At 72.6% G+C, this 21,424-nt stretch carries 18 protein-coding genes; 3 read left to right on the top strand and 15 right to left on the bottom strand.

All coding sequences use genetic code 11. From position 1 onward, the window contains the following. The first annotated feature begins 298 nt into the window (after positions 1-298). On the top strand, positions 299-1,114 hold the full coding sequence (ddaH, locus tag ACFY2Q_RS15265; protein WP_387130933.1) for a dimethylargininase: 816 nt from the start codon (positions 299-301) through the stop codon (positions 1,112-1,114). Next, positions 1,114-2,328, top strand: a complete 1,215-nt coding sequence (gene rocD, locus ACFY2Q_RS15270; protein ID WP_387130934.1) for an ornithine--oxo-acid transaminase — start codon at positions 1,114-1,116, stop codon at positions 2,326-2,328. Before ddaH ends, rocD begins: the two co-directional genes overlap by 1 nt. Positions 2,329-2,432: 104 nt before the next feature. On the opposite strand, the gene ACFY2Q_RS15275 is transcribed toward rocD, so the two are convergent. The 7 genes from ACFY2Q_RS15275 to ACFY2Q_RS15305 form a co-directional block, all read right to left on the bottom strand. After that, entirely contained in the window at positions 2,433-3,587 is a 1,155-nt protein-coding gene (locus tag ACFY2Q_RS15275; protein ID WP_387130533.1) for an FHA domain-containing protein, read from the bottom strand. Next, a complete protein-coding gene (locus ACFY2Q_RS15280) occupies positions 3,584-3,877 on the bottom strand; it encodes a 4a-hydroxytetrahydrobiopterin dehydratase (RefSeq protein WP_387130535.1) in 294 nt (97 codons plus the stop codon). The genes ACFY2Q_RS15275 and ACFY2Q_RS15280 overlap by 4 nt, the downstream gene beginning before the upstream one ends. 94 nt (positions 3,878-3,971) lie before the next feature. Beyond that, positions 3,972-5,021 carry a fatty acid desaturase family protein gene (locus tag ACFY2Q_RS15285; RefSeq protein WP_387130537.1) on the bottom strand — a complete coding sequence of 350 codons (1,050 nt, stop codon included), beginning with the start codon at positions 5,019-5,021 and terminating at the stop codon, positions 3,972-3,974. A 136-nt stretch (positions 5,022-5,157) separates the two neighbouring features. Next, entirely contained in the window at positions 5,158-8,766 is a 3,609-nt protein-coding gene (locus tag ACFY2Q_RS15290) for an SCO7613 C-terminal domain-containing membrane protein (protein WP_387130539.1), read from the bottom strand. Positions 8,767-8,898: 132 nt separating this feature from the next. Then, the gene (cutA, locus tag ACFY2Q_RS15295) at positions 8,899-9,219 is read right to left on the bottom strand and encodes a divalent-cation tolerance protein CutA (protein WP_387130542.1); all 321 of its coding nucleotides are present in this window, start codon (positions 9,217-9,219) and stop codon (positions 8,899-8,901) included. Positions 9,220-9,228: 9 nt separating this feature from the next. Beyond that, complete coding sequence (locus ACFY2Q_RS15300) at positions 9,229-10,245, bottom strand: 1-acyl-sn-glycerol-3-phosphate acyltransferase (RefSeq protein WP_387130544.1); 1,017 nt, start codon at positions 10,243-10,245, stop codon at positions 9,229-9,231. Further along, positions 10,246-11,079 carry a patatin-like phospholipase family protein gene (locus ACFY2Q_RS15305; RefSeq protein ID WP_387130546.1) on the bottom strand — a complete coding sequence of 278 codons (834 nt, stop codon included), beginning with the start codon at positions 11,077-11,079 and terminating at the stop codon, positions 10,246-10,248. It abuts the gene before it with no gap. A gap of 166 nt (positions 11,080-11,245) precedes the next feature. Between ACFY2Q_RS15305 and ACFY2Q_RS15310 the strand changes: the two genes are divergently transcribed. Beyond that, a complete protein-coding gene (locus tag ACFY2Q_RS15310) occupies positions 11,246-12,802 on the top strand; it encodes a protein kinase (protein WP_387130548.1) in 1,557 nt (518 codons plus the stop codon). Positions 12,803-12,828: 26 nt separating this feature from the next. On the opposite strand, the gene ACFY2Q_RS15315 is transcribed toward ACFY2Q_RS15310, so the two are convergent. From ACFY2Q_RS15315 to ACFY2Q_RS15350, 8 genes are all read right to left on the bottom strand, one after another. Next, positions 12,829-13,944 carry a glycosyltransferase family 4 protein gene (locus ACFY2Q_RS15315; RefSeq protein ID WP_387130550.1) on the bottom strand — a complete coding sequence of 372 codons (1,116 nt, stop codon included), beginning with the start codon at positions 13,942-13,944 and terminating at the stop codon, positions 12,829-12,831. A gap of 99 nt (positions 13,945-14,043) precedes the next feature. Continuing rightward, entirely contained in the window at positions 14,044-14,724 is a 681-nt protein-coding gene (locus ACFY2Q_RS15320; RefSeq protein WP_387130552.1) for a BON domain-containing protein, read from the bottom strand. Positions 14,725-14,898: 174 nt separating this feature from the next. Further along, positions 14,899-16,440 carry a trypsin-like peptidase domain-containing protein gene (locus ACFY2Q_RS15325; RefSeq protein WP_387130555.1) on the bottom strand — a complete coding sequence of 514 codons (1,542 nt, stop codon included), beginning with the start codon at positions 16,438-16,440 and terminating at the stop codon, positions 14,899-14,901. A 62-nt stretch (positions 16,441-16,502) separates the two neighbouring features. Continuing rightward, entirely contained in the window at positions 16,503-18,059 is a 1,557-nt protein-coding gene (locus ACFY2Q_RS15330) for an ATP-binding protein (RefSeq protein ID WP_387130557.1), read from the bottom strand. Continuing rightward, positions 18,056-18,757: a response regulator transcription factor gene (locus tag ACFY2Q_RS15335; protein WP_387130559.1), complete on the bottom strand. Its 702-nt coding sequence runs from the start codon at positions 18,755-18,757 to the stop codon at positions 18,056-18,058. Before ACFY2Q_RS15335 ends, ACFY2Q_RS15330 begins: the two co-directional genes overlap by 4 nt. A gap of 99 nt (positions 18,758-18,856) precedes the next feature. After that, positions 18,857-19,468, bottom strand: coding sequence for a PadR family transcriptional regulator (locus ACFY2Q_RS15340; RefSeq protein WP_387130561.1), 612 nt, complete (start codon positions 19,466-19,468; stop codon positions 18,857-18,859). Between the two features lie 142 nt (positions 19,469-19,610). Further along, a complete protein-coding gene (locus ACFY2Q_RS15345) occupies positions 19,611-20,561 on the bottom strand; it encodes a lysophospholipid acyltransferase family protein (RefSeq protein WP_387130563.1) in 951 nt (316 codons plus the stop codon). Next, on the bottom strand, positions 20,558-21,343 hold the full coding sequence (locus tag ACFY2Q_RS15350; RefSeq protein ID WP_387130565.1) for a GNAT family N-acetyltransferase: 786 nt from the start codon (positions 21,341-21,343) through the stop codon (positions 20,558-20,560). Before ACFY2Q_RS15350 ends, ACFY2Q_RS15345 begins: the two co-directional genes overlap by 4 nt. Positions 21,344-21,424: the final 81 nt, after the last annotated feature.

Below are 21,424 nucleotides of genomic sequence, written 5' to 3' on the forward strand. Positions count from 1 at the left end.
GCGGTTCGCCGGCAGCCCGACCCCCCGGTGGTTCACCGGCCGGGCACACTCTTTCAGGGGCGGCGGTTCGCCGCCCCTGAAGTGTGTCCGGGGTCCGACGGGAATCGGGGTCGGGTTCGCCAACCCTCGTCACGCAACGAATCACAGCCGCAGACCGCTCAGACGCAACGAATGTTCGGTCCGCGCAACTCTCGGTGGTGGATCCTGCCGCTGACGCCGCATAGCGTTGAGCAACGGCGCCAGCCCGTGGGCCACGGTGGCCAGGGCGCGCCCGACCCCTGGGAGCAGGACAATGACGATGGACGCCACCAGCCAGCACCTGTTGATGTGCCGGCCGACGTACTTCGCCGTCGACTACGCGATCAACCCCTGGATGGACCCGAGCGCTCCGGTCGACGCCACGCTGGCCGTCCGGCAGTGGGAGCGGCTGCGCCAGGTCTACCGCGACCTGGGCCACACCGTCGAGGAGATCACTCCGGTGCCCGGCCTGCCCGACATGGTCTTCGCCGCCAACGGTGGCACCGTGATCGACGGCAAGGCGATGGCCGTGCAGTTCCGCGACCCGCAGCGCGCCGACGAGGCGCCCGCCTACCGGGCCTGGTTCGAGGCCGCAGGCTTCGAGATGTACGACCCGAAGCACGTCAACGAGGGCGAGGGCGACATCCTGCTGGCCGGCGAGCACCTGCTGGCCGGCACCGGCTTCCGCACCTCCCACGCCGCGCACGCCCAGTTGCAGGAGGTCTTCGGCTATCCGGTGATCACCTTGCAGCTCGTCGACCCGCGCTTCTACCACCTGGACACCGCGCTTACCGTGCTCGACGAGCGGACCGTGGCGTACCTGCCCGAGGCGTTCTCCCCCGGCAGCCAGGCCGTGCTGCGGCGGCTCTTCCCGGACGCGGTGCACGCCACAATGGCCGACGCCGAGGTGCTGGGCCTCAACGCGGTGAGCGACGGCCGGCACGTGGTGCTGCCGGCGCAGGCCACCGACCTGGCCACCAAGCTGCGCGACCGGGGCTACGAAACCATCGGTGTCGACCTGTCCGAGCTGCGTAAGGCTGGCGGCGGACCGAAGTGCTGCACGCTGCGACTCCGTCAGGGAAAGGCAAGCAAGTGATCGTGGATGACATCCTGCGTACGCCGGGAGCGGTCCGGGACGCCGAGCGCTGGACAGCGCACAACTACCACCCGCTGCCGGTGGTGATCTCGTCCGCGGAGGGCGCCTGGCTCACCGATGTGGACGGCCGCCGCTACCTGGACTGCCTGGCCGGCTACTCGGCGCTCAACTTCGGTCACCGGCACCCGCAGTTGATCGCCGCCGCGCACGAGCAACTGGACAGGCTGACGCTCACCAGCCGCGCGTTCATCCACGACCAGTTCGCCGACTTCTGCCGTGAGCTGGCCGAACTGTGCGGCAAGGACCTCGTGCTGCCCATGAACACCGGCGCCGAGGCGGTGGAGACCGGGATCAAGGTCGCCCGCAAGTGGGGTTACCAGGTCAAGGGCGTGCCCGCCGGTCAGGCCAACATCGTGGTCGCCGAGGGCAACTTCCACGGCCGGACCACCACAATCGTCAGCTTCTCCACCGACGAGGACGCTCGCGCCGACTTCGGGCCGTACACCCCGGGGTTCACTGTCGTGCCCTACGGCGACCTGGCCGCGTTGACCGCCTCGATCGACGAGAACACAGTTGCCGTGCTGCTGGAGCCGATCCAGGGCGAGCAGGGCGTGGTGATCCCGCCCGAGGGCTACCTGTCGGGCGTACGCCAGGTCTGCACCGACCGCAACGTGCTCTTCATCGCCGACGAGATCCAGTCCGGTCTGGGGCGGGCCGGCGCGACCTTCGCCTGTGACCACGAGGGCGTCGTGCCGGACATGTACCTGCTGGGCAAGGCGCTCGGCGGCGGCATCGTGCCGGTCTCCGCGGTGGCCGCGAACTCCGACGTGCTCGGCGTCCTCAAGCCCGGCCAGCACGGCTCCACCTTCGGCGGCAACCCCCTCGCCTGCGCGGTGGCCATCGAGGTGGTCCGGCTGCTCGCCACCGGCGAGTTCCAGCGCCGCTCGGTCGAGCTTGGGCAGCGGCTGCGCAACGGCCTGGAAGCCCTGGTCGGCAAGGGTCTGGTCGCGGTCCGCGTGCGCGGCCTGTGGGCCGGTCTGGACATCGACCCGGCGCTGATGAGCGGCCGGGAGGCGTGCGAGCGGCTCGCCGCGCGGGGTGTGCTCGCCAAGGACACCCACGGCTCCACCATCCGGCTCGCCCCGCCGCTGGTGATCACCGAGGAGGAGATCGACCTGGCGGTGGCCCGGCTGGCCGAGGTGCTGGCCGGCTGACGGACCGCCACTGAACCGCAACTACAGGGAAAGTGCTGCCTCGGACGTCATCGAGGCAGCACTTTCCCTGATCTTGTGCGGAGCTTGGCCCGACCGCCGCCTCGTCAGGGGCGCGGCAGGCGCATCGCCATTGTGGGCGCCTCGGCCATCACCGACGTGGGGGTGAACGGGGCGCCGGTGGGCAACTCCTCGGCGCGACCGATCTGCACCCCCGGGTAGAGCTCCACCATGTCGTTCTCGCCCAGCACCCTCGACTGCTTGGGTGCCAGCGGAATCCGGTCCGACTCGGCCATCGAGCCGGAGGGCCGGATGCCGGAGCCGTTGGTGCTGATGTCGGTCACGATGACCTCGCCGACCCGCAGCTCGAAATGGACGTGACCGCGGCTGATCCACCGCCGCGCCTCGTCGTTGAGCCACTGCCCGAGCATGATTCCGCCGTCCTGCTCCGGGGCACGACCGGCCACCACCGGCTGGTCCTCGGTGAGCACGAACCGCCGCCGGACCAGGCCGCCGACGCGCACGGCGAGCACCTCGCTGCGTGGCCGTGGGCCACCGTCACCGAGGCGTACGCCGTGCCGGGGGCAGGTGGGCACGCCGTTGCGCAGCGCGGGCGGCGGCTGCGCTGCGGGGCTGCGGTCGGCACCCCCGGCCAGGTCGGCGAACGCGCCACCCCCACCACCGCCGCCGAACAACGCGCAACCCGACTCCGGGCAACGCCACTGGCGGGCCAGCAGCTTCACGCCAGTCGGCGAACGCTTGCCGGCGACCGGCGCGTGCCCGCCACCGACGTGCGCGACGAACACCGGCCCGCCGGCACCCGGCACCGGGGCCACCACTCGACCGGGCTGCTCGACAAGCCACGGGAACCGGCCGCGCAGGCCGTCGAAGCGAACCCGGCTGAGCACGGGCAGCCCGAGCAGGTCGGCGACCTCAAGCATCCGGTCGCCCGGGTTGTCGAGCACCTCGACGAGGCCGTCATCGGCCCAGCGGCGGACAACCATCCGCTCGTTGGAGGTGAGGTCCGCGTCGGAGAGCAGGGCCCGGTGCACCACCGCGTACACCTGGACGCTGTCCTCCTCCAACTCGCGGGAGAGCGCGTCGATGACCATGCCGAGTCGCAGCAGGCTGGCCGGTCGGCCGCCGTCGATGTCCTGGTAGCGGATCACCTCGGCCAGGTCGAGCACGGCCCGGGCCAGTGACGGGTCCGTGCAGACCCGACCCTCGATGGCGTCCAGAACCTTGCTGATCTCGAATCTCATGCCGCGCTCCGGACGATGTCGTCGATCCGCCGAGCCAGCTCGATGTCCCGGTGGGTGACCCCACCGGCCGAGTGGGTGACACAGCGGAAGGTCAGGGTCCGCCATCGGATGTCGATGTCGGGATGGTGGTCGGATTCCTCGGCCACCGCCGCCACCCGGTCCACCACGGCGATGGCGTCCGGGAAACTGCCGAGCTGGACCGTGCGACCGATGCCGGTCGGGTCACCCGACCAGTCGGTCAGCCCGCCCAGCTCTTCTCGCACCGCGTCCGCGGTGAGCAGGTCTGCCATGACCAGACCCTACCGGTGGCGACTGCGGGGCGGCATCATCAGATGCCGCCCCGCCAGTCAACCCTCATGCCGGCCGCACAGCGGCCGTCTCCGCTCAGCCGCGCAGCGGCCGGCCCACCTCGTGCAGGTGACCGAGCGCCTGCCGGTACGACTCGACAAGCCCGGTCTCGGCGTACGAGACGCCCTGCTCGGCGCAGTAGGCCCGAACGATCGGCTGCGCCCGGCGCAGGTTGGACCGGGGCATGTTCGGGAACAGGTGGTGCTCGATCTGGTAGTTGAGCCCGCCCAGCGCGGTGTCCACGAACCGGCTGCCCCGCACGTTGCGGGACGTCAGCACCTGCTTGCGCAGGAAGTCCAACTCCTCGTCGGCGGTCGGCATCGGCATGCCCTTGTGGTTCGGCGCGAACGCGCAGCCCATGTAGAGACCCCACAGGCCCTGGTGCACGACGGCGAAGAGCAACGCCTTGCCCGGCGACATGACCGCCAGCAGCAGCGCCACGTAGCCGACGGTATGCGCGACGAACAGCACCGCCTCGACGGCGCGGTGCCGCATCGGCGTGTTGTACCGGCCGTCCGAACGGCCGACGATCGCCCGGATGCTCGCCACGTGCAGGCTCAGGCCCTCCAGGAAGAGCATCGGGAAGAAGAAGTACGCCTGCCGCTGAGCCATCCAACGGCCGAACCCACGGGTCTCCAGCGCCTGCTCGGGCGTCCACACCAGGGCGCCCGCGCCGACGTCCGGGTCCTCGTCCTCGTGGTTCGGGTTGGCGTGGTGCCGGTTGTGCTTGTCGACCCACCAGCCGTAGCTGAGCCCGACCGCCAGGTTGCCGGCGACCAGCCCCACCAGCTCGCTGGGGCCGCGCCGACGGAACATCTGGCGGTGCCCGGCATCGTGACCGAGGAACGCGACCTGGGTCGTGGCCACCGCCATCAACGCCGCGAGCGGCACCTGCCACCAGGAGTCGCCGACCAGGAACACAGCGACCCAACCGGCCACGAATGCACCGAGAGTGAGCACGATCCGGGCGACGTACGAGGCGGGCCGGCGCTCCAGCAGGCCGGCCTGGCTGATCCGTCGGGACAACTGTGCGTAATCACTGCCTCGCCGTTGTACCGGCGGTTCTGCCACCGCTCCGAGCGCCATCGCTGCTCCCCGTCCCCGCTCACACCCGTGCCGGAGTGGCCGGGTTCACCATTTGAGTATCCGGCAAGCAGTTGCGCTGAGTAACCCTGGCAACCCCCGAGTGGGGGGTAGGGCGAGCCCTACCCCCCACTCGCTCTCAGCCCAGCCGGCCCACCGCGTTGCGCAGCCGGGTCAGGTCGCGACGCCGCCGCTCGTAGGTGGCGGCGAGCGCGATAAGCGCCAACCCGCCAGCGCCCAGGTAGATCCATCGGGGCAGCCGGTCCCAGCCAAGGGCCACTTCGTGCAGCGCCAGGACCGCCAGCACCGCGCCGCCGAGCAGGACCGGAGCCTGCCAGCTGCGGTTGGCTCCGGCCAGCACCACACCGAGCGCCGCCGCACCGAGCAGCAGCCGCCGCCACGGCTGTGGGTCCGACCCGACAAGCACCGACGCCAGGCTCGGCAGCAGGCCCGCAGCCAGCCCCGGGCCGAGCGCCAGCCAACTCGTCAGGTCGGGCCGGGTGCGCAACGCCAGCAGGCCCGCGCCGAGGGTGAGCGCCGCAGCCGGCACGGTGTACGCCTCCAGCACGGTCACCCCGCCGGCGGCCAGCAGCACCCACGCCCCCAGCAACTCGCTGCCGCCCGCCGCGACGGCGAACGCCCACCGCCGGCCGGCCGACTCGCTCCGGCGCAGCAGCCGCAGCGCGACGGCTACACCCCAGAGCACACAGATCGTCGCGAGGTGCCGCGCCACCTCGATGGCAAGCAGCGCCGCCACCGCCGCCACCGCCTGCGCGGCGGCGTCCAACACCGGACCGACCTGGGCGCGCGGTGTCGACGGTGGGACAGTTGATGCCGCAGCCGCCCCTGCGGGCCGCGGCCGTGCGGTGAACGCACCGAGGGCGAGGGCCAGCGCGGCCACCGCCAGCAACGGGTACGCCGCCGCGCGCAGCGGCTGCCCTCCGGCCAGCGGAGCGGTCACCGCCAGCGCACACGCTGCCCCGATCGCCGCGAGGCAACCTGTGACACGCACCCCGGCAGCCCGCGCCGCGACGGCGATGACGACCGCCGCCACGAACAGCACCCCCTCCGCGGCGAGCGTGCCCGCCCGGTTGGCCACGAGCCCCGCCACCCCTACCGCGACAAGCACCACCCCCACCGGTACGGCGATGAGCGCGAGCGCCGGCCGAGGTGCCGCCAGGGCGGCGTACACGAGTGCGGCAACCCCGGAGAGCAGCATCGCGGCCGGCAGCACGGGCCAGGGTGCGCCCGCTGCCACGAGCAGCACCGGCAGCGCGACAGCGGCGAACGGCAGCGCGGGCAGCCACGGCGGGCGCGCCCCTCGACCGACAAGTACGGCGACAAGCGCCACCGCCACAAGCGCCAGCCCGGCGGGGAACCGCTCCGGGTCGGCGACGACGGCCGGCACACCGGCCCAGACCTTTCCCCACCCGTCGTACGGCGCCACGAGCGCGCTGAGCACCGTCGGCAGCGCCGCCAGCACGGCGACCCCCGCCAGCACCACACCCACCGCGCTCAACGCCGTCGACGGCCCCCCGACCGCCGACGGCCCCCCGACTCCCGGCTGCGTGCCCGACGTCTCGTCGGCTGCCGGCTGCTCCCCCGCCCCGGCCGGCTCGGCACCGGTCGTCGACAGGCCCCACCGGGCGACGAACGCGACACCAAGCGCCGCCAGCGCGGCGTACAACGTCACGGGCTCGTCGCGCGCCACGACAAGCGGCGCGAGCCCGGATGCGGACGCCACGATGATCGCGCCGCCAACCGCGTACCCGGTCAGGTTCGCCCGGTGGCGACGCACCGCGAGCACCCCGGCCAGCGCCAGCCCGGCGGTGGCCAGCGCGGCGCGGGCCTGCCACCAGGGCGGTGCGCCCGCCGCGAACAACGCCACCACGGCGATGCCGGGCAGCGCGACCTGCGCGACAAGCAGACCGACACCCGCGACCCACCGGTACGCCCCGACGGCCCGGCGCACCGCCAGCGCCACACCGAGCACCGCGACGGTGCCGAGCACCACAAGGAACCCGACGGGGGCGGCAAGTGCCACAAGCAGCGCGTGGGCGAGCAGGACAGCACCACCGAAAGCCCAGCTGAGCAGGATGGCCGGTCGGGTCGACGGGCGGACCAGCGCGGCGAGCAGCAGCACGACCCCGCCCGCCAGGTCCAGGGCCACCACGGCCGGCCACGACGCCGTCCAGGCCATGGGCACGGCGAGCAGCACCGCCACCGCGCCTGCCGACGCGAGCACCCCCCACGCGCGGCGGGGCAGCAGCAGCGCCGACGCGCCGAACGTCAACGCCACGGCGGGAGCGACCTGCCATCCCCAGGACAGGTCCGGCCCCAGGGGGGCCCCACCCCACGGCGGCAGCGACCGGCCGACGGTGATGAACGCCAATGCGGCGGTGATCAGCAGCGCGGTCAGCGCCGCACCCACCGCGACCAGGAGCGCCCCTGCGCGCGGGCCGGTCCGCCAGTCGGCCGGCAGTTGTCGCACCGCACCGGCCAGGCCGAGTGCCACCGTCGCCGCCGCGAGCAGCAGCAGCGACGGCCGCAGTTCGCCCACCGGGCGCACAAGCGCGGCCGCGAGCACCGGCACCAGCAGCCCCGCGGCCGTGGCCCGCAGCGCCGGGCCGCCGACCAGCAAGGACGCTCCGAGCCCGGTCAGCGCGACAAGCAGCAGCGGCGCACCAGCCAGCAGCGGCGAGTCGAACGCCTCCCCGTACGACAGCGGCACCAGGGCGCAGTTGACGGCTGCGACAAGCGCGAGGATCTGGCCGGCGCCGGCGACGATCTGGCCGGCGAACCGCGCCGAGCCGGCCCCGTTCCGCAGCACGTACAGCACCGCCAGGTTCAGCAGCGCCACCCCGAGCAGGACAAGCGTCCAGCCGGCCGCACCGAGATCGGTCTCCGCGGCGAGCAACGGCAGCACCGGTTGTGCGGCCACCAGGGCGGCGAACCACGGCCCGGTCAACCCGCTCAACCGGGCGTACCCCATGGCGACCGCCGCGCTGGCCCCCCCGACCAGCGCGGCGTACCTGGTGCCCGGCCAACCGGCCACCCCGCCCAGGTTCACCGACCAGGCCGCGTACCCGTCGAGCAGCACGAGCAGCAACCCCACCGCGGCGAACGTCTCCGCCGTGCCCGGCAACCCTCGACGGACCGCCACCAGCGGGGCGGCCAGAGTGAGCGCGGTGACGGCCATGAGGATCAGCGCCCGGCCACCGACCCCCACCGACGCCCAGGCCACGGCCGTGAAGACCACCGCCGCGGTGCCGAGCAGGAGTCCACCCAGGACGAACAGCAGACCCTGCACCGTGCGGGTCGAGGCTTCCGCCGCACGCGGCCCCGAACCCGTCGTGACCATCGGTGCCGGCGCGAAGGGTTGCCTCGGCGCGACCTGCTGCCCCGGCGCGACCTGCGGCATGTGAGCGAACTGCGGTGCTTGAGCGAACTGCGGTGCTTGAGCGAACTGCGGTGCTTGAGCGACCTGCGGTGCCGGCACGACCTGCCGCGCCGCGCGGACGACCGCCGCCAGCTCGGCCCGCCGCCGCGAGGCCGCCGTCAGCTGTCCGGCCAACTCGGTGTACGTCCGGCGAGCCCGCTCCACCTCCGGCCCCAGCCGGGCGACCTCCCGCCCCAGTCGAACCACCTCGGCCGCCACCGGGTCGGGTGGGCGGCGGCAACCGGTGCAGCCGGCCTCCAGATCAGCGGAGGCACCGCAGGCGGGGCAGGGGTAGCGTGAGTCGTCCACCCGGCCATCATCCAGGCAAGATCGATAACTGCCCAGAGTGCGCGTACCTAGGTACGGCTTTCCGAACTGATAAGTGGGCGACCCTGGACGTTCATGCACCGCTGGGCGGCCTGGCGGCTGAAACGTCCGATGTCAGGGCCGCGTGTGCTCGTGCACCCACGTGGCGTAACCGGGGTCACCACTTTCCACTCTGGACACCAGGATCTCCGGCACCTCGTACGGGTGGCTGGCCCGGATCTGGTCCACGAGCGCGGCGAGCCGATCCGGTGCGGTCTTGAACTGCACGGACCACTCCGTGCTGGTGTCCACACCGGAGCGCCACCAGTAGGTGCTGTCCACCTGACCACCGACCTGGGCGCAGGCGGCGAGCCGCCCGGTGACTGCCGCGGCCGCCAGCACGTCGGCGACCGAACGCGCATCCACCACAGTCGTCACCACGCAGATCTGGTCCACGACCGAACCCTACGCGGGAACGTCCCGGTTGGCCGCGATCCAGCTGTCGATCTGCGCCCACCAGTCATAGAGCCAGTCGATGCGCTGCTGACGGCCGGTCGGCACCTCCTCGGGGGGCACCGACCAGAACCGCATCACGATCCGCTTGTCCATGGGCAGTTCCCGCCACACGTCGGCGACGGTGAGCATCCGGTCCAGGCCGGTGTGGGCGACGAAGATGACACCGGCGTCCGGAGCAGCGTCCAGCGCGGCGAGCATCCCGCCGGGCTGCGGGGCGAGCACGTGGCGCATCCGTTCGGCACGCTGCGCCATGCGCTCCAGGCCGAGGGAGCGCAGTCGGGCGATGGCGCGCAGCCGCCGCTTCGGGGTGAAGTTGCCACCCTCTGGGAAGATCACGAAGGCGTCGTCGTCGTCGAGCCCGGCGGCCAGGTGTCCAACCTGGCGTACGGTCTCCTCGCCGCGCTCCGGCGTCGGCGCGATGAAGCGGTTGGGCAGACGGTTGAGCAGCACGTCGATCGCCGGGTCCCACTGGAGGCTGTCCTTCAGCACGATCCGCGGTTCCCGAGAGAACCAGTTGACCAGCCCGTGGATCAGGATGAACGAGTCGCCCGGCCCGGCGTGCCGGCACAGCACCAGCTCGGGCCGGCCGGGCAGAGCGGTGTCCGGATCGGTGCCGACCACGTCGATGCTGAGCCTCAGCGTCCAGCGGGCCTGCCAGAACAACACCCGCAGGAACCAGCCGGCCAGCACGTAGTGTGCGCGCTGGAAGGCGGGCGAGCGGGTGCGCCAGCCGAACCCGGAGGCGACCCACAGGAGAAAGAGCGCGAGCAGCGCGGCTGCGTCCCAGACCAGGTAGACACAGCCGATCCAGAGCAGTCGCAGCGGGCGCAGCCGACCGGGGACCAGCGGGGACGCGGCGATGGCGAGCAGCGCCCACACCGGCAGCGTGGTCACCACGGCTATCGCCAGCAGCACCACGGCAGGGGCGATCAACAACCGGCGCAGCCACCTTGGGGGCAGCGGCATTTACCGCTCCACGTTGGCGGCGAGGTACCGGCGGGACGCGGTGTACGCACGGCTGATCCGCCGTCCCACCGCCGCCATGTCCCGATATGCCCACGGTGTGTCGTCGCGGGGATTCAGCCCCCCGGTCGGCAGGACGTGCACCTCGACCCCCTCGGGCAGCGCGGCCATCTCGCGGAAGAAGCGGTGCCGGCGGGAGATCTCGAACGCCACCTGCGCGATCTCCCACGGCCGCCGGGGCGGCGTCAACTCCCGCTCGATCCGACCCACCTGGAGGACGAAGATCTGCGTCGCGCCGACGGCCACCGCCTCGCCGATGGGTATGGAGTTGACGATGCCACCATCCACATAGTGCGCACCGTCGATCTCGGTGGGTGGGAGCAGGCCCGGCACCGAGGCCGACGCCAGCACGGCCGGCACCACCGGGCCGCTTGTGAACCAGTGCTCGGCCGCGCGCTCGATGTGCGCGGCACAGCAGCGGAACGGCACCCGCAGGTCGGCGAATGTGGTGTCCACCCCCAACTCGGACTCCAGCAGCCGGCGCAGTGGCCGGGGCGAGTGCAGGTGGGTACGCGCGGCGAAGCGGCGCAGTTGCCGGGCGACCGAGTCGCCGTACACCTCGCTGGCCTCCGGTGACGCCCAGAGCCGGACCAGCCGGTCGGTCACCGCCTCGGTCGGGTCGGCCGCGACAAGCGCGCCGTTGACCGCACCGATCGAGGTGCCGAGCACCATGTCGGGTTGGATCCCGGCACGGAACAGTGCCCGCAACATGCCCACCTCGACCGCGCCGAGCACTCCGCCGCCGCCGAGGACGAACGCAACTGGTCCCCCCGCCATGCCTCTCATCCTGGCACGGGTGCGCTGCCGCCCGGTGGGCCACCGGCGCAGGACCGTCGACGCACAGCGGGCACCGCCCGCCGACGACTCGGGTCATCGCCGTTGACAGGCAGGACACATTCGCGCAACCTGATACCGCTCCCACCCCAGAGGGCAGGTGCGATCCGTGAACACAGCACTGCAATCGGGCCGATTGCTGGCCCGTAGGTACCGGCTGGTCGACCAGATCGGGGCCGGCGGCATGTCGGTCATCTGGCGCGCCCGGGACGAGGTGCTCGATCGGGTCGTGGCGCTCAAGGTGCTCGCGCCCTCACTGGCCGCCGACGCGCGTTTCCGGGGCATGGTGCGGGAGGAAGCCCGAGCCGCCGCCCAACTGGTGCACCCGCACGTGACGTCTGTCCACGACTACGGCGAGACGGTCGACCCGGACGGGTCCATTACCTCGTTCGTCGTGATGGAGCTGCTCAGCGGCGAGGAGTTGGAGCTGCGGCTGACCGAGGGGCCGCTGCCGTGGCCCGAGGCGATCGCGCTCGGTGCCCAGATCGCTGACGCGCTGGCCGCCGCGCACCGGCTCGGCATCGTGCACAGGGACATCACCCCGGCCAACGTCATGATGACCGCTACGGGTGTCAAGGTGCTCGACTTCGGCATCGCCACCCGCATCGGCGCGCCGGACGAGGACGAGGACGGGGAGACCTTCGGCACCCCGGCGTACGTCGCCCCGGAACGGCTCGACGGCGCACCCGCCCAGCCGGCCACCGACGTCTACTCGCTAGGTGTCCTGCTGCACGAGGCGCTCACCGGCCGGGTGCCGTACCCGGCGGACACCTGGGAACAGCTCAGCGAAGCGCTGGCCAAAGGGCTACCGCCGACGCTTGCCGAGCTGCCCGAGCTGCCGCCACCGGTGGCCCGGATCTGCCTGCGCAGTCTCTCCCGGGACCCGGCCGACCGGCCCACGGCCCGCCAGGTGGCCACCGTGCTACGCGGCAATCTGTCACCGGCCGATCCGCCGACCGCCGCCATCCGGGTACCCACCCAGACCATGCCACCGGCACCGGCACCGGCCCTGCCGGCCACCGACCCGACAGCCCTGCCGGCCACCGACCCGACGGCGGTGACCGCGACTCACCCCACGGCGGGGCAGGCGGCTGGGCCGACGGCGGTGACCGCGACCGGCGCGACGGTCGTGGGGGCTCCGGGTGGCGACGAGCCCGGCCGGTCGCGCCGACGCCTGGCGCTGCTGCTGATCCCGGCGGCCCTGTTTGTCGCTCTGGCACTTGTCGGTGTGGCCCTGCTGCCCGATCGGCAGCCGGATCATCAGACGCAGCCCTCGACTGCCCCGGTGGCGCCCGCGCCCACCGACGCCCCGTCCGATCCGCCGGCCATCGAGCCGTCCCGGCCGAGCGGGCCGCCGTCGGCGCTGCCGTCCACCGGCGCCCCCACACCGGCGCCGGGCACTCTCCTGGAGGCCGCCAACCGGGTCGATGGCCTGATCGGGGCCGGTCTGAGCGCTGGCGAGATCCGCTCCGACATCGCCCTCGACCTGCGCAACGAGCTGCGCAACCTGACCGCCGCGGTCAGCTCCGGCCGGGACGAGCTGGCCCCGCCGGTGGCCCGGCTGCGCGAGAAGGTCGCGGTCCGGCTCGGCGAGGGCGGAATCAGTCCGGAGTACGCGCAGCGGCTCGACGCCGCCATCGCCGAGCTGGGCGCGGCCCGGGTCTGATCCCGGCCCACCGCCACCCGGGTGGGTCAGCGGGCCGCGACCTGGGCCGCCTCGCGGACCGCCTCGGGCCGACCGAGGGCGGCACGCCGGAAGATGTCCTCGTAGCCGTACGCCATCCGTTCCACCGAGAAGTTCTCCGCGACGTGCGCCACGCAGTCGGCGGGGTTCAGCTCGATCGACGCCCGTAGCGCTGCGGGCAGCTCGTCGGGCCGCTGGCAGACCAGCCCGGTCAGACCCGGCCGCACCAGTTCGGGCACCGCGCCGCGGTCGAGCGCCACCACAGGCGTGCCGGTCGCCATCGCTTCGAGCATCACCATGCCGAACGGCTCGTCCCACTGGATCGGCATGATCAGGCAGCGGGCGTCGACAAGCATCCGCAGCGTCTCGGCACGGTCGGCGTTGAGCACGACCGTCACGTCCTCGTCGACGAGTGGGGCGACGACCTGATCGTAGTAACGGCGCTCGGCCGGCTCGTTGCACTTGCCGGCCAGCAGCAGCGGCAGCCCCGCCTCCCGGCAGGCGCGGATGGCGATGTCCGGACCCTTGTCCGGGCTGAACCGGGCCAGCCACAGCACCGGCCCGGGGCCGGGTGCGGTCTTGCGCGGAAAACCGCGCAGGTCCAGTGCGTTGTGCACGGTGCCGGCCCAGGGCAGGGCCTGGTTGAGCCGACGCTGGGCGTGCGAGATGGCCACAAGTGCCACGCCCTCGTCGACGTCGCTGAGCACGTCGCCGTACTCCCCCACCGGGTTGCCGTGCACGGTCGCGACGGTCGGTACGGCCCGGCGGCGGGCCACGAGCGGGCCGATCGTCGTGTGGTCGTGGATCACGTCGAAGTCGGACGCGTGGATCATGCGGTTGACCCGGGCCAGGTGGGCCAGCTCCGGCAGCGACTCGCCGAGCCGCTCGTACTGGACCTCGGCAACTGTCGAGACGAAGCCGTCGGCGTCGGTGCCGTGCTGGTCACCGGCACCGAAAAGAGTCACCGCGTGCCCGTGCGCGGTCAACGCGTCCACGAGGGCGGCGACCACCTGCTCCAGGCCGCCGTAGCCGGGTGGCGGCACGGACAGCCACGGCGGGACCACCATCGCGATGCGCAACGACCGCTGCGGCGGGCGGTCGGCAGGCGGGTGGTTCACTGCCACGAGTCCTCCCCGTTGATCCCCGGTCAGGTGTCGCCACCGTTCGGCGCGTCCGCGGCGGTTTCCCCATGGCGTCGTCGGTAAACCGGACAAGACGGACGCTCACCCGCCCACCAGGAGCTGATCGTGGACAACCCGGACCCCCGGGGCGGACCAGGCCACCCGCTCGACCTGGTCCCGCTCCCACCAGGAGCGGACCACCCCGGCGAGGACCAGCGTGTCGCCGTCCACGTCCACAGTCACCCGATCGCCGCCGAGCGTCCGCGCCAGCGCCCGCTGGACGTCCTGCCGCAACTCCTCGCCGGCCGGTGACGCCGGTGGTCGTACCTCGACGAGGTTCGTGATGCCGCGTACGCCGTCGAGGCGGCGCAACTCTCCCTCGGCGGCGCGGCGCTGCCACCCGAACTCGACCTCGCCGCGCAGCATCAGCCAGCCGTTGGCGACCGTCACGTCAAGCGCCTCGTCGGGCACGAAGCTGTCCCACTCCAGGGCCCGGGAGGCGGCGAGGGCGAGTTCGGCGTCGGTACGCCCCGGTGTCCCCGGCAGGCGTACCTCGATGGTGTCGGCGACCGCGCGGACGCCACGGACCCGCTGTGCGCAGCGGGTCGCGGCCCAGCCGCGTGCGGCGCCGTCCACGAATCCGGTGAGGGTCACGACGCCCCGGTCGACGCTCACGCCGATCTCGTTCGGTCGCAACCGCGGGTCCCAGGCCAACTCGGCCTGGACATCGCGCTGGATCCGCTCGTCGTCGTGACCATCCACCACCACCACCAACGTGCTCATGCCCCCACCCCCGTACGGTCGCCGGCTCGCCTGCCGAACGTGCCGGGCCAACGGGTGACGGCGGTTCACCCGATCCGGGTGAACCGCCGTCCAGGGCAAAAAGCGGCGGGTGACGGAGCCAACCCCCTTGGCTCCGCCACCCGCCGCCGGAGGGGGGCAGGTGTCAGCTGTCGGTTAGGACGTCTCGGCGAGCGTCACGGTTGCCGTCTTCTCGGCGCCGTTGCGCTTGAACTGCACCTCGACCCGGTCGCCGACCTTGCCGGCCTGCACGGCACCGACCAGGTCGTCGGAGTCGTTTACCGGCTTGTCGCCGAAGCGGGTGACGACGTCGCCACGCTGGAGGCCTGCCTTCTCGGCCGGGCTGCCCGGGGTGACCGACGCGACGAGCGCGCCGCCGCCCTCGGCCTGGTTGACGCCGACCCCGAGCGACGGGTGGCTGACCTTCTCGCCGCGCTGGAGCTTGCCGGCGACGTCCTTGGCCTTGTTGCTCGGGATGGCGAAGCCGACGCCGATGTTGCCGGTGCTCTGACCGGACGTGGCGATGGCGGTGTTGACGCCGATCACCTCGCCCCGCGTGTTGACGAGCGCGCCACCGGAGTTGCCCGGGTTGATCGGGGCGTCGGTTTGCAGCAGGCCGGAGATGGAGCTGACCGCCTGGCCCTGCTGGCTCGGGTCCTGGGGCTGGTTGTCGCCGGCCCGGATGGTGCGGTCCCGGGCGCTGACGATGCCCGCGGTCACCGAGCCCTGCAGGCCGAGCGGGCTGCCCAGGGCGAGCACCTGGTCGCCGACCTGCATGGCGTCGCTGTCGCCGAAGGTGGCCGGCTTGAGGTCGCTCACGCCGTTGGCCTTCACCACGGCCAGGTCGGTCTTCGGGTCGGTGCCGATGATCTTCGCCTCGGCCTTCGTGCCGTTGGCGAAGACAACCTGGACCATGTCCCCGGAGGCGGAGGCCACCACGTGGTTGTTGGTGAGCACGTATCCGTCGGCGCTGAGCACCACGCCGGAGCCCTCACCGCTGTTGGTGCTGATGGAGACGACGCTGTCCTGAACGGCGGCGGCGATCTTCGGCAGGTCGGCGCTGTTGAGCACCGGGGCCGCCGTGTAGGTGCGGGTGACACCGCCGTTGTCGCCGTCGAGGGCGAGCGCGAGCGCGCCACCGGCCACGCCGGAGCCGAGCATGAGGGCGAACACCGCGACACCGGCGCCGGCGAACTTGGCGATCCGACTCGGCCGCGGCCCGGTGCCGGGCGGCGTGGCCTGCGGGCCCCATGGCGGCACCGGCTGCCCCGAGTGCTGCTGGGCGTGCTGCTGGTGCTGGGCGTGCTGCTGGTAAGCCATGCCCGGCTGGCCCCCGCCGGCCCAGCCGGACTGCTGACCCGCGTACCAGGCTGCGGCAGGGTACTGGCCGGCAGGCTGCTGCGGATAGCCGAACTGGCCGTACGTCGGGTTGCCGGAGACCGGGTACGGCGCGGCGGAGGGGGTGGCAGTCGGGGGTTCGTAACCGGTCGGCTGGCCGGCGTACCCGGAGGTGGGGGCCGGGGCGTCGGCGGCGGCCGGGGTCGCCGTGGTGTTCTCCGCGTCGCCGCTGGTCGGGACGGAGGTGGTCGGGGAGTCGGACTGCGCGCGCACGTCGCGTGGCAGCTCGGCGGTGGGGTGCGACGGCTCGGCGTCGGTAGGTGCCGGCCGGCGCTGCGGGTCGGACTCGAACTCGGTCATGGCACTACCTTCTCCCCGGGCACTGCAACCAACCTGGAATCGTCCTGGAAGTTGCCTGAAAGTCACTCCGTCACGTCGTCGACGTGTGGCACCTGCGGCAGCCGAACCCGGAAGGTGGCCCCGCCGCCCGGCGTCTCGACAACCTCCACCGAGCCATGGTGCGCGGCGACCAGCGCCGCGACGATGGCCAGGCCGAGGCCGGTGCTGGTGATCCCGTCGGCTCGCCGGGTCCGTGCCGCGTCGGCACGGTAGAACCGCTCGAAGACCCGCTCCGCCTGTTCGGCGGAGAGACCGGGGCCGGTGTCGGCCACCTCCACCACGGCGAGGTTCCCCGGTTCGGCGCGCAGCCGCAGGCTCACCTGGGCGTCGGGCGGGGTGTGGGTCAACGCGTTGGTCACCAGATTGCCGATTACCTGACGCAACCGCGCGTCGTCGGCGAAGACGACGAGCGGCCCCGAACCGGGCTCGATCTCCAGATCGATCCGCCGGTCCGGAGCCATCACCCGGGCCGCCTGCACCGCGTCGGAGGCGAGCACCGGCAGCTCAACCGGGGCCAGCGACAGCGGCCGCTCCTGGTCCAGCCGGGCGAGCAGCAGCAGGTCCTCCACCAGCAGACCCATCCGGGCCGCCTCGTCCTCGATCCGGCGCAGCAGGCCGGCGGTCTGCTCCGGGGCCCGCGCCGCGCCCTGCCGGTACAGCTCGGCGAAGCCCCGGATGGTGGTGAGTGGGGTACGCAGCTCGTGTGAGGCGTCCGCGACGAACCGCCGCATCCGCTCCTCGGAGCGGCGTGCCCGCGCCTCGGACGCCTGAGCGGCGGCAGCCGCGTCCCGGGCGCTGCTCTCCGCCGAGCGGGCGGCGCTCTCCGACGCGGCCCGGGCGGTGAACGCTGCCTCGATCTGGGTGAGCATCGCGTTCAGGGCGCGGGACAACCGTCCCAGCTCGGAGGTGGGATGTTCATGCCCCTGTTCAGGGTCGGGCACCCGGCGGGTCAGATCACCGCCGGCGATGGCCGCGGCGGTCCGTTCGATCTCCACGAGCGGTTTGAGGCTGGTCCGGATGATCGCCGCGCCCACCGAGGCGAGCAGGATCAGCACCGCGCCGCCCACCAGCAGGTCTATCCAGACGAGCTGCTTCACCGCCCGGTCCACCTCGGTCAACGGCAGACCCACGGCCAGCACCGAACCGTCCGGCTGGGCCGCGTAGTAGACCCGCCACCGGGTGTAGCCGTCGTGGGACACGACCGTCCGCGGCTCCCCCTCCAATTCCACGAAGCCATCACGGCTGGTGGGGAAGGTGGGCAGCTGAACGGGATCGAGACTGATGTCGTCGTAGATCGCCGGGTAGACCCGCTGCTCGTCAGCCACCGACACGACGTAGTCGCTGGGCAACATGGCGTTGACCTGTCCGCTGCGCAGCTTCGGAAGCAGCTGACCGACCCCCTGAGCGGTCGACCTGATCTGCCCGTCCACTTGGCCCTGCAGGTAGTTGCGCAAGAAGTACGCGGTCAGCGAGCTGATCACCAGCAGCGCGACGGCGACAAGCGTGAGCACCGAAGTGACAAGCTTCACCCGCAGCGGCACGCTGCGGACCCGCCCTTTCGCCTGCTGGACCGCGTTCACGCCGCCGGCTTGCGCAGCACGTACCCCACGCCGCGAAGGGTGTGGATCAGCCGAGGCTGAGTGGTGTCGATCTTGCGTCGCAGGTAGGAGATGTAGGACTCGACGATGTTGTCGTCACCACGGAAGTCGTAGTTCCAGACGTGGTCGAGGATCTGCGCCTTGGACAGCACCCGGTTGGCGTTGAGCATCAGGTAGCGCAGCAGCTTGAACTCCGTCGGCGAGAGCTGCACCCGCTGCCCGGCCCGGTGCACCTCGTGCGTCTCCTCGTCCAACTCCAGGTCGGCGAAGGTGAGCCGGGACGGGGCCTGCTCGCCGGAGGTGGTGCGGCGCAGCACGGCGCGGATACGGGCGGTCAACTCCTCCAGGCTGAACGGCTTGGTGACGTAGTCGTCGCCGCCCAGGGTGAGCCCACGGATCTTGTCGTCGGTGGCGTCCCGCGCGGTCAGGAAGACCACAGGGGTACGCGTACCGCCCTCGCGGAGCATCCGGATGACCTCGAAACCGTCCAGATCCGGCAACATCACGTCGAGGACCACCAGGTCGGGCCGGTGGTCCTTGGCGGCGTTCAGGGCCGCGCTGCCACTTGTCGCGGTGGCCACGTCGAAGCCCGCGAAGCGCAGGCTCGCGGAGAGCAGTTCGAGGATGTTGGGATCGTCCTCGACAACGAGAAGTCGCGCCTCGGTTTGGGTAGCCGGCATGGGCCCATCATCGGCGACCTCACTGCGCCGGCGCTGGACGCTTCCTGAAAAGACCCTGTGAGTCGTCCGACGATCCTCGCACCGGGGGCGTCGCCACCGTCAGCGCAGCAGCCGGCGAAGCCCGTCGAGGGCGCCGTCGAGCAGCCTGATCGCCGTGCTCAGCTGGGTGTCGCTGAACTGCCGGGCGCGCACCACCCGGCCCACCTCGGCGGTGAACGCGGCCAGCCGCTTGTCGAACTCGTCGAGCAGCTCGGCCTGCGGCCCGGTGGCCGACGTCGGCCGGGGCGGCGGTGCGGGGGGCTCCCACCGGGTCTGCCGGGTCTGCCGGGTGGCCTCGCTCAGCTCCCGTTTGAGGTCGCGTACCGACCCGCGTACCTCACTGCGGATCTCACCGGCCAGGCTGGAGAGGTCCGCCACGGAGGCGGCGATGTCCGCCTCCAGCGCGGTCAACTCGCCGGCCCGCTGGCGCAGCTCGGCACGGCCGGCGTCGGTGATCTCGTACGTCTTGCGGCCACCGGCCGCGATATGGCTGACCAGACCCTCGGCCTCCAGCCGTTGCAGGCGGGGGTAGATGGTGCCGGCGCTGGGCGCGTACAGCCCGAGGAACCGGTCCTCCAGCAGGCGGATCAGCTCGTAGCCGTGCTTCGGGCCGTCGTCGAGGAGCTTGAGCAGATAGAGCCGGAGCCGCCCGTGGCTGAACACGGCGGTCACGGCAGCTCCTCGGCCATGGGATCCTCCCCTCGACAACGCGCCGGCGCGCGTCGACGAGACGACAGTAACGCGATACATCGCGATACCACAAGACTGTCGCTGGCGACCTCCGATTGGTGGCCGAAATCCAACCTCGATCCGGTCAGGCCGCCAGGTCCAGTTCCCGTTCGGGATCGGGCAGCCCCTGGGCTACCGGGGGCCCGACCGCCGGAGGAACTGTGGGCACCGGCCGCAGCCGGGCCCGCGCCGCGGCGTTCCCCGTGGGCAACAGGTGTACGGCCGACTCGGCGGCCCGGGCCAGCAACCGCCGGTCGGCGTCAGGGGCCGGGTGCAGCGCGCCGGCGATCGTCACCGAGACCACCAGTTCCCGCGCCGCGACCACCCGGGCCACCGAGCGCAGCAGGATGTCCGCACCGAGGAAGGCCGCTGCCGTGGTGGTGGACCCGGTGGCCGCACAGCGATAGCTGAGCCGCAGCGGCACCACAGGGCTGCCCGTGTCGATGGCCGCCTGGAACATCGCCGGCCGGAACCCGCCCCCGGGGCGGCACTGTGCCGCTCGGTCGCCGGCGCACCAGGTCGTACCCTCCGGGAAGACCGCGACCGACCGGCCGGCGCGCAGCGTGTCCGCGAGCCGCCGCACGGTGGTCGGCAGCGCCCGCGGCCGGGAACGGTCCACGAAGACCGTGCCCCCCGCCGCCGCGAGCAGGCCGAGCAGCGGCCAGGAGCGGATCTCCCGCTTCGCCACCAGGCGGGTGGGCGCGACAGCCAGCACGGCCAGGACGTCCAGCCACGAGACGTGGTTGGCGACAAGCAGCGCACGCCGCCGGGGCAGCCGGCCCTTGATCACCAACCGGACCCCGAACGCCCGCACGGTGGCCCGCGCCCAGCCGCCCAGCAACGCCTGCCGTTCGCGCGCCGGCAGCACCGGCAGCACCACCGCCACACCCACCCCGGCCAGCAGCATTCCTGTCGCGGCGACCAGCCGGAGCACCCGGCGGGCGACAGGCACCGTCGGCACCTCGCCGGCCGCCGGCAGGCACTGCTCGCCGCAGCCGGACGACGGCCGCCACAGGTCGCGCGGCACGGCGGTCACCGCTGCTCTCCGCCCAGGAAGTGGCGCAGGTAGCGCGGGTTCATCCGGTCCAGGGAGAAGAGGACGTAGAAGTCCACGCACCCGAAGTCGGGGTCGTACGCCGGCTCGCCGCAGATCCACGCGCCGAGCCGGAGGTAACCACGCAGCAGCGGCGGAACCGCGGCCCGCCCGGCCGACGGGTCGAGCGCGGCGGCCGGCTCGGCGGGAGCAGCGGCCGGCTCGGCGAACCAGGGCCGCAGCGGCCGGACCCGCAGCGGCGGTGGCGACAGGTGCCGGGCCTGTGCCTGTGCCCACACCTCGGCGACCGTCCGACCGCCGTCGGCGACCGGGACGGAGGCGCAGCCGCCGAGCCAGCGGGGGCCACGCAGGTGCAGGTACCTGGTGATGCCCGCCCACATGAGGTTGATCACCGCACCCGAGCGGTGGTCCGGGTGCACGCAGGACCGGCCCGCCTCGACGAGGTCGTCGCGCAGCGGGTCGAGGGCGGTGAGGTCGAACTCGCCCTCCGCGTACCGCTTGTTGGTGCGCCCGGGCGGTAGCAGCCGGTACGTGCCGACCACCTCGCCGGTGCTCTCGTGGCGGACGATCAGGTGGTCGCAGTGTGCGTCGAAGGGGTCCACGTCCAACCCCGCCCCACCGGGGCGGAGGGTGGCGCCGAGTTCGGTGGCGAACACCTTGTGGCGCAGGCGTTGCGCGGCCGCGACCTGGGTGTGGTCGTCGGCGATCAGCAGGGTGTATCCGCTGGTCGTCAGAGGTGCGCCAGCGACATGCAGAACGGCCATGGGATCTGTGTAGGTGCCCCGGGTTGCCAACCTCGGTGACCACCGGTGTCGATCGGGTGAACGCCTGCCGGCAGATGAGCC

Source organism: Micromonospora sp. NPDC000316, assembly GCF_042898885.1.
GTDB lineage: Bacteria > Actinomycetota > Actinomycetes > Mycobacteriales > Micromonosporaceae > Micromonospora.